This window comes from Agaribacter marinus, assembly GCF_030160655.1.
GTDB lineage: Bacteria > Pseudomonadota > Gammaproteobacteria > Enterobacterales > Alteromonadaceae > Glaciecola > Glaciecola marina.
Window position 1 is genome coordinate 253,414 of record NZ_BSOT01000006.1, and the last position, 12,831, is coordinate 266,244.

Genomic DNA, 12,831 nt, shown 5'->3' on the forward strand with positions numbered 1-12,831 from the left:
ATCCCAAGTGGGCTTAGCTTGCACTCTCACCGTCAGGCACAAACACGTAGCCTAAGCCCCAAACGGTTTGAATATATCGTGGGCTAGTTGGATCGTCTTCTAGCATGCGACGCAACCTTGAAACTTGCACATCAATACTGCGCTCTAAAGCGCTGTAGTCTCTGCCACGGGCGAGGTTCATTAATTTGTCTCTCGAAAGCGGTTCTCTTGGGTGTGTCACAAGTGACTTAAGTACTGCAAACTCCCCGCTTGTTAATGACATTGGGGTTTCCTCGTCCTTCATTTCACGGGTGGCTAGATTGAGCGAGTACGTGCCAAACTTAACGATTTGTTCAGCTTGCGAAGGCGCGCCAGGTGCTTCGTTTGTCTTTCTGCGTAACACGGCTTTTACCCGAGCAAGTAATTCTCTGGGATTAAATGGTTTTGGGAGATAGTCATCGGCCCCCATTTCTAAACCAATAATTCGGTCTACTTCATCACCTTTAGCGGTTAGCATAACAATGGGAATTTCGTTTTCTTGTTGTCTAAGACGTCGGCAAATGGACAAGCCATCTTCATCGGGCAGCATGAGATCCAATACAATTAAATGAAAATTTTCCCTTTCTAGCAAGCGGTCCATTTGCTCACTATTTGCGGCACTGCGCACTTGATAACCCTGTTCTTGAAGGTATCTTTCGAGCAGAGAGCGTAAACGCATATCGTCGTCTACGACTAAAATTTTGGTTGTTTCTTGTCTCATATACTTGCTTTTAAACTCGTCTACTTCCCTAGATAAGGTTTACTATATGGCACCGCTTGCAAATATCCAAGTGTGGCTTTGTTTCATTTTGTTTCAAGTTTGGTTGCGTAGTTTGGCTTACATCGCCTCCTAGCCTATAGCAAAACCGCTGCAAGTCCATCCATGGACGCTCAAATTTTTCATCCATAAAAAATATGTTTTGCTATAGGCTAGGAGGCGATATAAGCCTAGATAATCGCTGTAAACTCACCGATGAGCCTTAGTTGTCGGCGACCCAATCGACCTGATACCCAGCGCGACGCTGCTTATCCATTAATTCTTCAATCAATGGGGTGAGTATTAATTCCATCGCCAAGCCCATTTTCCCGCCGGGAACGACCAAAGTATTAATACGTGACATAAATGCGCCGTCAATCATTTGTAGGAGGTAAGGGAAATCAATATTAGTCATGCCACGCCTGAATCGCACCACCACAAAACTCTCATCTTGGGAGGGGATTTCACGTGCACTAAAGGGATTTGAAGTATCGACCGTGGGGACGCGTTGAAAATTAATATGGGTGCGCGAAAACTGCGGGGTTATGTACTGAAAATAATCATCTAGGCTACGTACTATGCTGCTCATCACGGCATCTCTTGAATGTCCGCGATCGGTAGTGTCACGTACAATTTTTTGAATCCACTCTAAGTTTACGATTGGTACCATGCCTACCAGCAAATCTACATGTGATGCAACGTCATTCTCTTCAGTGGTTACGCCGCCGTGTAGACCTTCATAAAAAAGCAGATCGGTACTTTCGGGTAAGTCCTGCCAAGGCGTAAAGGTACCAGGCATTTGATTAAACGGTACTGCTTCATCGAAGGTGTGTAAATATTGGCGAAACTGGCCGTTGCCAGATTCACCATAGGACTTAAACAGGCTTTCGAGTAATTCAAAATCATTGGCTTTTGGGCCAAAGTAGCTAATGTGTTTGCCTTGTTCTTGTGCCTTGCGAATCTCTACTTCCATTTCGGGGCGGGTAAATCGATGAAAGCTATCACCGCCAACACTGGCTGCATTGATGTCTAAGTTTCTGAAAATATGGCGGATTGCGTTTGTCGTGGTTGTGGTACCAGCGCCAGAAGAACCAGTTATCGCAATGATTGGGTGTTTAACAGACATGATAAGAGCAACTTTTCTTTATAGTTATAAAGTGAGGTGATTTAAGGGTCAAGTTTTTTGTCAAATAAAGTGTGTTACTTTGGTAAATTTACTGAGATACAATCTATAAGGTGGCACTTAATTGGCATTTAATAAATTAAGCCCCACGTACAACCCATCGGCGAACCATAAGATTATCTACCATTTCAATATTTTTATATGTTTTCGTCGCCAATGAAAAGCTATATTTGGCAGATATATAAAACGAAAAAAGCAGCAATAAATGCTGCTTCAATTTCGACTGTTATAGTTAGTGCTTACTAAAGTTTTTTGAACTTTAATGTCATGCGATCGCTTTCGCCGATAGCCAGATATTTAGCGCGATCTTTATCGCCTAAAGACAATGATGGCATCAGTGTCCATACGCCTTTTTCATGATCTTTTGTGTCGAGTGGGTTGAAGTTGACTGGGCTTTCGCCAACTAACTCGAAGCCTGCCTTTTTAGCGGCAGCAATGACGACAGATTGTTTCATGTACCCACTGCTTTTTTGCATTTCATCATCTGCGCTTTCTGGCAATTTATGCTCAACCAAGCCAAGAATACCGCCCTTTTTGAGCGCTTTCGCATAGGCTGCAAAGGCGTTGTTTAAGCCTTGTTGCTCGCCATCCATATACCAGTTGTGCACATTTCTAAAGGTCAGTACGCGATCAAGTGAGCCTGCAGGTGCAAAATCAGGTGCTTTGTTGTGATGAAAAGCAGTGATTTTCATGTTGGCAAAGTCAGGGTTAGCTGCTGTTTTTTCTTTAAAAGCTTTTAGTGTGCGCGCGTAATATTCGTGGGCGCCTTCGTAAACATAGTTGTGCGCGGCGTAAAATGTGCCTTTATCTTTTAACAGTGGTGCCAGTATGCTGCTGTACCAACCGCCACCGGGTGATATTTCAGCGACCGCCATGTCAGGTTGCACATCAAAAAAACGCAGGGTAGCTTGTGGGTTGCGATATTCGTCGCGTAAGCGTTGATCTGCTGCGCGATTTTCGCTGTTTACTGCATCGGCGATTGGGTCTGCAAATACACTAGAGGATGTCGTTAGGATTATGCTCAGTGCCGAAAGGCTAATGGCTGTTTTTAACACTTGCTTTAACATGGTTTGTCTCTTTCTTATTGGTTTATTTTACAGCTAAGGTTTGATTCAACGTTTTTTGATCTAACGTCACTTAATTCAAAATAACGAGACACAGTTTAAGCGTGAAATCTTTCGTTCGCCAATAAAAAAAATTTGGACATTGTATCTCGTTTACCAGTCTCAAGTGTTACCCTAGTCATAAAACAATGTGGTAGACAATACGTTTTTTTGGGATAAATGATAAATGGCGATAGGAAATAATAGTAGTAATTTACTTAAGTCATTTAGCTACGTTGCTAAGACTGACGCTACGTTGTTAATTCTTGGGTCAATGCCGGGAAAGGTTTCGCTTACCCAAAATGAATACTACGCGCATCCTCGTAATGCGTTTTGGTCGATTATGAGCCATTTGCTGGGCTTTCCGCTTGCGTTAGCTTATCCATTGCGCTTGCAAAAATTGTTAGATAATCAAGTCGCATTATGGGATGTGATGAAGCATTGCGAAAGGGATTCGAGTTTAGATGCGGATATCCTTGAATCATCTATTGTTGCCAATGATTTCAGCGCTTTTCTCAACAAACACACTGACATAAAAGTGATTGCACTAAATGGTAAAAAAGCGGAGCAAAGCTTTCATCGTCATGTGTGGAAAGATTTATCTGCTGAGTTTCCGAGTGTTCGGCCTATTGGTCTGCCGTCTACGAGTCCGGCAAATGCGCGGATATCATTGGAGCAGAAGAGGGAAGTTTGGATAAATCATTTGAATAAATCCCCGATTGCTCGGGGATAAGTTTATTCCGTGGCACTATTGCTTATTACTTGTAAGGATATTACAAGCTTATGTTAAGCCTGCTCGCGCGCAATGGCACGATAAGCAATATCTTTACGATAAAACATGCCGTCCCATGATATTTTGGCGACTGCAGCGTATGCGTTTGCTTGTGCTTCGGTGACGGTAACGCCAAGGCTTGTCACGCAAAGTACACGCCCGCCGGTTGTGACTAGGTTATCACTGACTTTTTCAGTTGCTGCATGGAACACTTTAGTATGCTCTGCGTCAACATCTGCAAGACCTGATATTGGCTTTTTAGTTTCATACGCGCCAGGGTATCCGCCGGATGCTAATACAACGCCAACGGCAGCACGCGAGTCAAATGATATCTCACATTCGTCGAGTTTGCCTTCACACGCTTTGACACAAAGTGAAGCTAAATCAGATTGCATACGCATCATAATTGGCTGGGTTTCAGGGTCGCCACAACGGCAATTGTATTCGATGACCTTGGGGTTTCCTTCACTATCTATCATCAAGCCAGCATATAAAAAGCCTTTATAAGGATTGCCTTCTTTAGCCATGCCTTCCATTGTAGGTAAAATAACGTCTTGCATGATTTTATCGTGCACGGCTTGGGTGACTACTGGCGCAGGTGAATAGGCGCCCATACCACCTGTATTTGGCCCTTCGTCATTGTCGTAAGCGCGTTTATGATCTTGGCTAGTCGCCAGTGGAAGTACATTTTTACCGTCACATAGCACGATAAAGCTGGCTTCCTCACCGTCAAGAAACTCTTCAATAACTACGCGGCTACCCGCATCTCCAAACTTGTTGTCAGAGAGCATGTCGGTCACCGCATCGATAGCAGTTTGCTCGTCCATGGCAACAATGACGCCTTTACCTGCCGCTAGGCCATCCGCTTTAACAACGATAGGCGCGCCTTGTTGTTTAATATAAGCAATGGCCTCGTCGATTACTTCAAAGGTTTTGTAGTAGCCGGTAGGAATGTCGTAACGCGCTAAAAAGTCTTTAGTGTATGACTTAGACGTTTCGAGTTGCGCTGCGGCTTGCGTTGGGCCAAAAATCAATTTTCCGTTGGCTTCAAAGAAATCTACCACGCCTTTAGATAACGGCGCTTCGGGGCCAACAATCGTTAGTTCAATACCTAAGCGATTGACTTCGGCAAGTAAGGCTACTTTATCATCTTCTTTAATCGCAAGGCGTGTGATTTTAGCTTCTTGATCCATACCGGCGTTGCCGTCGGCTACATAAACCGCGTCTACCTGATCGGATTTGGCAACTTGATAGGCCAATGCATGTTCGCGTCCGCCGCGTCCGAGTACTAGTACTTTCATATGTTTATCCTTTACAGTCCGTGATTTCGTCAATTAGTGCTTAAAGTGACGCATGCCGGTAAATACCATGGCAATACCATGCTCATTTGCCGCGGCAATTACTTCGTCATCACGCATAGAGCCGCCAGGCTGAATAATTGCCTTTATGCCTGCAGCAGCAGCGGCATCAATGCCGTCTCTGAAAGGGAAGAATGCATCAGACGCCATCACACAACCTTCAACAACGAGGTTTTCGTCTTGTGCTTTAATACCAGCGATTTTGGCTGAGTATACTCTGCTCATTTGTCCAGCACCCACACCTACTGTCTTGCCATCTTTAGCATATACAATAGCGTTGGATTTTACATATTTGGCGACTTTCCACGTAAATAATAAATCTTCCAGTTGCTCGTCGGTAGGTGCTAGGTCGGATACGACTTTTAAGTCATCAGCATCGACCATACCAAAATCACGGTCTTGCACTAACATGCCGCCGTTAACACGTTTAAAGTCATAGCCTTCGGTCAGTTGGCCTTGCCAATCACCACAACTTAACACGCGTACGTTTTGTTTTGCGCTGAGTACTTCTGCCGCTTCATTACTTACGCTAGGCGCAATAATAACTTCAACAAACTGACGCGCAATGATTTCGCTGGCAGTTGCGGCGTCCAAGGCTTGGTTAAATGCAATGATACCGCCAAATGCAGATGTCGGGTCGGTTTTAAATGCGCTGTCGTAAGCATCTAGTATGTTGTCTGCTACAGCAACACCACACGGGTTTGCGTGTTTAACGATAACACAAGCTGGCTGGGTAAATTCTTTCACACATTCAAGCGCTGCGTCAGTATCTGCAATGTTGTTGAACGACAATGCCTTACCTTGAAGTTGGGTTGCCGTCGCTACTGAGGCTTCTTGGATGTCATTTTCTACATAAAATGCGGCGTTTTGGTGACTGTTTTCGCCGTAGCGTAAATCTTGTTTTTTCTGCATTTGCACATTGAAGGTACGTGGGAATTGAGAAGCTTCTGCTTGCTCATCATCTTCTTCATCGTCGCCATTTACCATTGTGCCAAAGTAATTTGCGATCATACCGTCATATTGTGCGGTATGCTCAAACGCTTTGATAGCTAGGTCAAAGCGAGTGGAATGGCTAATACAATTATCGTTGGATTGCATTTCCCGAATCACTTTACTGTAGTCATTTGGGTTAACAATGATCGTGACATCCTTATGGTTTTTTGCCGCGGCTCTTACCATCGTAGGACCGCCGATGTCGATGTTTTCGATAGCGTCTTCTAAGGTACAGTCTTCATTGGCAACCGTAAGCGCGAATGGATATAAATTTACGACTACCATATCGATAGGTAATATTTCATGTCTATCCATGACATTGGCATCAATATCGCGACGTCCTAAAATACCACCATGGACTTTAGGGTGAAGTGTTTTTACTCGCCCATCCATTATTTCTGGGTGTCCGGTATACTCACTTACGTCTTTAACACTTATGCCTTCTTTTCTGAGCAAGCTTGCTGTGCCGCCGGTAGATAGAAGCTCAACACCAATACTGTCTAAATATTTAGCAAGACTGATGATATTTTCTTTATCTGATACGCTCAGTAGCGCGCGTTTTATGGGTGTGTTTTGTTGCATAGCTTATATGGCCTAATAAGTTTGATACTGTTTGTTAAGCAATCTTACGCTGCTAATCTGCCGTGTTGTTGTTTTAATTGGACGCGAATGTTGTAACAAAAACTATTAATTTAAATAAGGTAAATATTGAAGTTGATTAATAAATATCACAAATAAAAAGAGCGCAAAAAGCGCTCTAACAATTGAAATGCAACTTAGCCTAAACCGTACATTTTTAGCTTTTTGCGCAAGGTACCACGGTTAATGCCCATAAGGTTTGCAGCGCGTGTTTGATTGCCACGAGTATAAGTCATCACTTCTTCCAATAACGGTGCTTCTATTTCAGCTAATACTAGCTCGTATAGGTTATCAATATCTTGGTTGTTTAACTCTTTAAGATATTTGTTTACTGCTTGTTTTACCGAAGAGCGCAAAGGCTTTTGTGCTTGGGCTTGAGTCGGTGTTGTTACCGTTGTCGTAAAAGGTGATGTCAAATTCTGATCGAACATAAATGCTGCTCTCTGTAATGTACAATAATAAAGCTATGCTACTGAAGACAGCGATTGGCTGCTCTGTAACGATGAAAAATACTCTGTTAACGAATCGAGTTGGCTTTTTGCATCTTCGAGGCCGTTGAACCTGCGTCTAAATGATTTGCCTTCGTCTTGTTGGCTGACGTACCAGCCAACATGTTTACGTGCTATTCGAACACCGGAATACTCGCCATATAGGTCGTGAACTCCTCTTACATGTTCTAGTAACACGCTGGCCTGTTCTTGAATACTCGGTTTGTCAAGAATAGTACCAGTGGTAAGGTAGTGATGAATTTGTTTAAAAATCCAAGGGTTACCTTGCGCTGCTCGACCTATCATCAGCGCATCAGCGCCGGTGTAGTCGAGCACGTGTTTGGCCTGAATTTCGTTACATATATCGCCATTTGCGACAACAGGAATCGAAATTGCCTGCTTGATTTGACGAATTGTGTCGTATTCAGCATGGCCTTTAAACATACAAGTACGGGTTCTGCCGTGAACCGCCAAGGCTTGTATGCCTGCTGCTTCAGCGATTTTCGCTATTTCTACGCCGTTTCTGTTATCTTCATCCCAACCGGTGCGAATTTTTAAGGTCACAGGAACGTCAACAGCGTTTACCACCTCTGTTAAAATACTTTCAACTAATGTGGGTTCTTTCAATAGCGCTGAACCAGCTAATTTTTTATTTACCTTTTTTGCAGGACATCCCATATTAATGTCGATTATCTGTGCGCCTTGCTCGACATTAAATCGTGCAGCGTGTGCCATCAATTCTGGTTCGCTACCTGCTATTTGTACACTACGTACACCCGATTCTCCGTCGTGATTCATTCGAGCCATTGATTTGGCCGTTTTCCACACTCTAGGGTTACTAGAAAGCATCTCTGATACCACTAGTCCTGCGCCCATTCTTCGACAAAGTTCGCGAAATGGGCGGTCAGTTACACCAGCCATTGGCGCAAGTATCAAATTGTTCGCTAATTTGTAAGGACCAATTTGCACAATATTGCCTGCTCCAACACTTTCTGCTTCTGACTAAATCGGCGGCGTAATATACGTGTTTTTTTGCTTTTTGAAAAGTCTATTTTTTAAACAATTCATAGAAAAATTGCTTGACTTAGTTGATTGTTGACAGTTATCGCTTCTTTGCAGATATTCTTGCCCATTCCCCTTCTTGTTCGATAGGGTCAAATTGGAATTCGTCTGAATACGCGTCGACTACGTCTTGCGCTTGTTCGACAAGTACGCCCGACATCACTAACCAACCACCGCTTTTGCAGTGCGAAGCAATTTTGGATTTAAGTGTTTTGAGAGGACCTGACAAAATATTCGCGATAACGATGTCACTTTGAACATCGGGTTGTTGATCAGCTAAGTAGAGACTGAATTGCTTATTCACATGATTTTGTTCAGCGTTACTTTTACTTGCAATAAGTGCTTGAGGGTCTATATCGATACCGAGTGCGCTTTTCGCCCCGAGTTTCAGTGCGGCAATCGCTAGAATGCCACTGCCACAACCAAAATCAACGACAGTCTTGTTTGCTATGTCTTGACTGTCTAACCATCTTAGGCACATTGACGTCGTTGGATGAGTGCCGGTGCCAAAAGCCAAGCCAGGGTCAAGGAGTACATTCACGGCATTGGGATCGGGAGCACTGCGCCAACTGGGACATATCCACAAACGTTTTCCAAACTGCATTGGATGGAAATTTTCCATCCATTCTCGTTCCCAATCTTTGTCTTCGAGTTGATCTATGCTGTAAAGAAATTCATGCTTGAAGACGGAGGCTTTGCCTATGCGCTCAATAATAGGTACTAAGTTTACGCTAGCATCATAAAGGCCAATGACTTGAGTGTCTGGCCAAAGCAAAACTTCTCCCGGTTTTGGCTCGTACATTGGTGTATCTTTTGCGTCTAAAAATGTTACCGCTTGTGCTTGATTGGCACTTAGCATGTCACCAACGGCTTCGGCATGTTCTGCTTTTATACTAATTTTAAGTTGTTGCCATGCCATATTGAAAGTAATTTCCGTTGGTTTAATTGGGCGTAAATATACAACAACTTGAACTTGATGATAATGCTTTAGTTGGTTTTATACTTTGATTGCCGCTTTCATTTACTATATATCAGCGATGTCTGGGCTTATTAAAAAGTTAATGTATCTTTAGGATAGAACGTGGACACAAGATATTTGACAATCTATCAGGTCTTTTTGCCCAAAATAAACTTTTCAACTAAGTAAAATGTGAGAGCTATACCAATAACAACGATTGCTTCTTGCCAGAGCAACAAATTGAAACGCGACAAAATAAGTGCTGTTACAAAGCCACTAAAGAAAAGTAAGTATCTTTTCATTGTGTCTCTCCTAGAGAATTAAACTTTATTCCTGCGTTATTTGTTGCATATTCAAACTAGATACCTTTTTAATATCCAAATTGAAAATTGCAAAAATGTCGACACTTAATTGCCAACAGAATTTAGAATAGCATTGAGAATATTAATTACAAACTGTACTAAGGTCCAAAATGTTACTCCGTCAGCAGCAAAAGATATTCATAGCTACCGTTTAATTCTTTTTATCACCGGCATTATTTTTAATCAGAGTTTCCTTCAAGTTTTTCGATTTCTTTCCACATGCTTTCTGCCTCGGCAGTGAGCATTGAATAGCTTTTAATATCGCCTTTGCGTTGAGCAAGCATGGCTTGCTCAAGCTTTATGTCATATTGCTTTCGTAATTTTTTGGTGGGATTAGACTTTAAAAAGCCAAACATGCATTTTCCTATCAAATAAGTTTGTGACCTTGACTGCTTACGTAGAAAAAAGTCTTTTGTATCTTTTAATGTGACTAATAAAACCTAAGCACTTTAAACAATTAACTTTGTTTAATGATAGATATATTGGCAGTCAGTCTTTCTTCTTAACGACTCAACACTGCCAATGTTGGTCGCAGAGATAAGATCAAAAACTATTTCTTTATCCTTTCTTTACGCGCTTTGTATTCATGTAACTTCGGAGAGTCAGGATCGATTAACTTTAATATATCAACCATGGCCGTGATGCCAAAATCGTTTGGTGCATTTAAGAAAATTATTAGTCCGTCTTTGCTATTTTCATAGTAATAGCTTAGCGCTACAGTTGACCAGTCAGAGCCAGAATGACCAATTAACTTATCTTGTTTCAGTTCGGTCACGTTCCAACCAAGACCGTATCCAAGTTTGGTCGGGCACAAGGCTTCAGGAGACTGGCTGCAATCTATTTCATAGGATACGGTTTGCACCGAGTGCGCCAGTGTTTTTAGTTCGGCGCTTAAGCCATTCCCTTTCATCACATCGACTAAAAAAGTCGCGTAATCACTAAGCGTAATTACCATGTCACCTGCCGCAGAAAAATCACCTTGATGCCGGCAGTAACCACCTGGATAACAATAATAGCCATGAAATTTTTGCTCTTTCCCTAAGGGTCTCGCAATGCGAGTAAAGTTGGCTTTATTGACGCTCATGAATGCGTTTTTTATGCCTAGAGGTGTAAAAATCTCTTGTTGAACTAAGGTTTCAAAACTGGCATTCAATTTTTTTTCGGCATAGCGAGCCAAATAGTTAAATCCTTCTCCAGAATAACCAAAACTAGTGCCAGGAGGGGCGACAAATTTCAATTTGTTGTCATCTGCGTAAAATCTCCAATTCATAAATCCCGTCGTATGTGTTAGCGCTGTCCTTGGGGTAAGTTTAGATAAATTGGAGTCATCTTTTATATCGGGATCTATCCAATGTTCACTCATAGACTCGTCTAGATTAAGCAGCCCTTTGGAAACGAGTCTTATTGTGGTTTCAGCGGTGATTGTCTTAGTAATTGAGGCGATATTATATAGGGTATCTGGAGACGCTTTTGTGTTTGTATTCTGTGCGCCAAAATGAAACTCTTGTTGGAGCGTACCGTTCTTGATAATCGCGACAGCAGCGGTATTCAGTTGATTGTCTGACACTATGGATGCTAGACGATTTTTGAAGGGTCTTATTTTTTCAGCAGATATTGATTCTATATCACCTGCAAGCACTAAAGATGACGATAGTGCATAAATTAGCAGGGCTTTTACTGCAACTAACGCGGTTTGGAATATTGAGTTTAATTGCATTTTATTGTCTTTGGGCTTGTCTATCAATTCATTGAGTAAGTAGACATTAAAGTGAAGCTAACTACAATTAATCAATGTAATTTTTCATTTCAGCTTTTCAGCGTTAAGATTTGCTAATGTGCTTCAATAACGTCGAATTTCGCTATCGATAAATACCACATTTATCTTACTTTTTGTTAAAGCGACTCTCTTGTCATTCTTTAGATGCTTCAATCGGAATTCTGATACACACTTTAAGGCCTTGAGGCGTATTTTCTTGTACCATAAATTGATGATGTTTAGGGTAGAGAACGGCAAGGCGTTCTTTAATATTACGCAGACCTACGCCTTTTGCTTTTGCATCTGCGTTGCTGTGAATTTTTGAAATAGATGCATGGCCATCAGGCCCATTGTCAGCGACGTCTAGCTGTAAAAACGTTTCGTCAACGGCCGCTTTTATAGCAATTTCACCACCCGATGGCATTTTTGCAATTGAATATTTGATACTGTTTTCCACTAGTGGTTGTAAAATTAGACTCGGTACGAGTAAATTCTTAGTGGCTTCGTCTATGTCAAGTTGTATGTTTAGGCGCTCGTCAAAGCGTGTCTTTTCTATTTCCAAATATAACATAAGTGCCTTGAGTTCGTCATATAACACTACCTTTTTCTCAGGATCGTTATCTAAGCTAAAGCGCAGAAACGTCGATAGGTGTACTAACATACCGTTAGCTTTTTCTTTATTTCCCATCAACACAAGGGTAGAGATTGCATTGAGCGTATTAAACAAAAAATGCGGGTTAATTTGGTAGCGCAACATCTTAATTTGTGCACTATGGGAGAGGCGAACCGCGGCTAGGTGCATCTCTTTTTCGTTGACTAGTCTAAAATAGAAGTTGACGCTAAAGTAGAGAGTACTCCAGGCAAGAATCATTGCTAGACTATATGTCAGACCGCTAAAATAATTGAATATGTTGATGCTTTTTTCTACTTTAGAATGATCGAGCTCAGGATTAACCAGTGGGTGGATTATCCACATGGCGATGCTTTTTGCAGGCGTCCAAATGAGAGCTACCACCACGCAAGATAAAATGACGAGTAACAATATTTTTTGCGGAGAAAAGCGCCAAAAGCCTCTATATAGATATCTCAATGGAATCGTCAATATGGCGGCCATAGAAGCGCTTACCAGCAAAGGAATACCAATCAAGTAATCTTTAGAGATAGAGCTGCCGAATGACAATACGGTATTTTCGATTAGGAATAGCAGCCAGTATACAAACCAACCAACACTGTGTAGCAACCAAAATGAAGGCTTTGTTATATTTGGAGAACGATAAATCTCGTCTGTTTCAGGTACAACTGCTTTATTCATACTAATGTGTAATACATCAAAATTACATAGTAAATACTAATATTGCTGATGAGTACAGTCTAATGAGACG

13 protein-coding genes are annotated in these 12,831 nt (G+C 42.0%); 1 reads left to right on the plus strand and 12 read right to left on the minus strand.

Going from position 1 to position 12,831, the window contains the following annotated elements:
* Positions 1-13: 13 nt before the first annotated feature.
* The 3 genes from ompR to QQK00_RS12005 all read right to left on the minus strand — a co-directional run bounded on the left by ompR (position 14) and on the right by QQK00_RS12005 (position 3,025).
* On the minus strand, positions 14-739 hold the full coding sequence (ompR, locus tag QQK00_RS11995) for an osmolarity response regulator transcription factor OmpR (RefSeq protein WP_284217819.1): 726 nt from the start codon (positions 737-739) through the stop codon (positions 14-16).
* A gap of 259 nt (positions 740-998) precedes the next feature.
* Complete coding sequence (locus QQK00_RS12000) at positions 999-1,901, minus strand: phosphoribulokinase (protein WP_284217820.1); 903 nt, start codon at positions 1,899-1,901, stop codon at positions 999-1,001.
* 299 nt (positions 1,902-2,200) lie between these two features.
* Positions 2,201-3,025 (minus strand): class I SAM-dependent methyltransferase, encoded by an 825-nt coding sequence (locus tag QQK00_RS12005; protein ID WP_284217821.1) that lies wholly within the window; start codon positions 3,023-3,025, stop codon positions 2,201-2,203.
* A 223-nt stretch (positions 3,026-3,248) separates the two neighbouring features.
* Between QQK00_RS12005 and QQK00_RS12010 the strand changes: the two genes are divergently transcribed.
* On the plus strand, positions 3,249-3,794 hold the full coding sequence (locus QQK00_RS12010; RefSeq protein WP_284217822.1) for a DNA-deoxyinosine glycosylase: 546 nt from the start codon (positions 3,249-3,251) through the stop codon (positions 3,792-3,794).
* 53 nt (positions 3,795-3,847) lie between these two features.
* Here QQK00_RS12010 and purD read toward each other — a convergent pair whose 3' ends face one another.
* From purD to QQK00_RS12055, 9 genes are all read right to left on the minus strand, one after another.
* Positions 3,848-5,134 (minus strand): phosphoribosylamine--glycine ligase, encoded by a 1,287-nt coding sequence (purD, locus tag QQK00_RS12015; RefSeq protein WP_284217823.1) that lies wholly within the window; start codon positions 5,132-5,134, stop codon positions 3,848-3,850.
* Between the two features lie 33 nt (positions 5,135-5,167).
* The gene (gene purH, locus QQK00_RS12020; RefSeq protein WP_284217824.1) at positions 5,168-6,766 is read right to left on the minus strand and encodes a bifunctional phosphoribosylaminoimidazolecarboxamide formyltransferase/IMP cyclohydrolase; all 1,599 of its coding nucleotides are present in this window, start codon (positions 6,764-6,766) and stop codon (positions 5,168-5,170) included.
* A gap of 194 nt (positions 6,767-6,960) precedes the next feature.
* On the minus strand, positions 6,961-7,254 hold the full coding sequence (fis, locus tag QQK00_RS12025; RefSeq protein ID WP_284217825.1) for a DNA-binding transcriptional regulator Fis: 294 nt from the start codon (positions 7,252-7,254) through the stop codon (positions 6,961-6,963).
* Positions 7,255-7,287: 33 nt separating this feature from the next.
* A complete protein-coding gene (gene dusB, locus QQK00_RS12030; RefSeq protein WP_284217826.1) occupies positions 7,288-8,280 on the minus strand; it encodes a tRNA dihydrouridine synthase DusB in 993 nt (330 codons plus the stop codon).
* A 133-nt stretch (positions 8,281-8,413) separates the two neighbouring features.
* Positions 8,414-9,292: a 50S ribosomal protein L11 methyltransferase gene (gene prmA, locus QQK00_RS12035; protein WP_284217827.1), complete on the minus strand. Its 879-nt coding sequence runs from the start codon at positions 9,290-9,292 to the stop codon at positions 8,414-8,416.
* A 188-nt stretch (positions 9,293-9,480) separates the two neighbouring features.
* Positions 9,481-9,633 (minus strand): hypothetical protein, encoded by a 153-nt coding sequence (locus tag QQK00_RS12040; protein WP_284217828.1) that lies wholly within the window; start codon positions 9,631-9,633, stop codon positions 9,481-9,483.
* Between the two features lie 239 nt (positions 9,634-9,872).
* Positions 9,873-10,049 carry a DUF6435 family protein gene (locus QQK00_RS12045; protein ID WP_284217829.1) on the minus strand — a complete coding sequence of 59 codons (177 nt, stop codon included), beginning with the start codon at positions 10,047-10,049 and terminating at the stop codon, positions 9,873-9,875.
* Between the two features lie 194 nt (positions 10,050-10,243).
* Complete coding sequence (locus QQK00_RS12050; RefSeq protein ID WP_284217830.1) at positions 10,244-11,410, minus strand: serine hydrolase domain-containing protein; 1,167 nt, start codon at positions 11,408-11,410, stop codon at positions 10,244-10,246.
* A 193-nt stretch (positions 11,411-11,603) separates the two neighbouring features.
* Positions 11,604-12,761, minus strand: coding sequence for a sensor histidine kinase (locus tag QQK00_RS12055; protein WP_284217831.1), 1,158 nt, complete (start codon positions 12,759-12,761; stop codon positions 11,604-11,606).
* Positions 12,762-12,831 lie beyond the last annotated feature (70 nt).

Coding starts and splice junctions, on each gene's coding strand:
- ompR (WP_284217819.1), bottom strand. CDS start 739: ATGAGACAAGAAACAACCAAAATTTTAGTCGTAGACGACGATATGCGT.
- QQK00_RS12000 (WP_284217820.1), bottom strand. CDS start 1,901: ATGTCTGTTAAACACCCAATCATTGCGATAACTGGTTCTTCTGGCGCT.
- QQK00_RS12005 (WP_284217821.1), bottom strand. CDS start 3,025: ATGTTAAAGCAAGTGTTAAAAACAGCCATTAGCCTTTCGGCACTGAGC.
- QQK00_RS12010 (WP_284217822.1), top strand. CDS start 3,249: ATGGCGATAGGAAATAATAGTAGTAATTTACTTAAGTCATTTAGCTAC.
- purD (WP_284217823.1), bottom strand. CDS start 5,134: ATGAAAGTACTAGTACTCGGACGCGGCGGACGCGAACATGCATTGGCC.
- purH (WP_284217824.1), bottom strand. CDS start 6,766: ATGCAACAAAACACACCCATAAAACGCGCGCTACTGAGCGTATCAGAT.
- fis (WP_284217825.1), bottom strand. CDS start 7,254: ATGTTCGATCAGAATTTGACATCACCTTTTACGACAACGGTAACAACA.
- prmA (WP_284217827.1), bottom strand. CDS start 9,292: ATGGCATGGCAACAACTTAAAATTAGTATAAAAGCAGAACATGCCGAA.
- QQK00_RS12040 (WP_284217828.1), bottom strand. CDS start 9,633: ATGAAAAGATACTTACTTTTCTTTAGTGGCTTTGTAACAGCACTTATT.
- QQK00_RS12045 (WP_284217829.1), bottom strand. CDS start 10,049: ATGTTTGGCTTTTTAAAGTCTAATCCCACCAAAAAATTACGAAAGCAA.
- QQK00_RS12050 (WP_284217830.1), bottom strand. CDS start 11,410: ATGCAATTAAACTCAATATTCCAAACCGCGTTAGTTGCAGTAAAAGCC.
- QQK00_RS12055 (WP_284217831.1), bottom strand. CDS start 12,761: ATGAATAAAGCAGTTGTACCTGAAACAGACGAGATTTATCGTTCTCCA.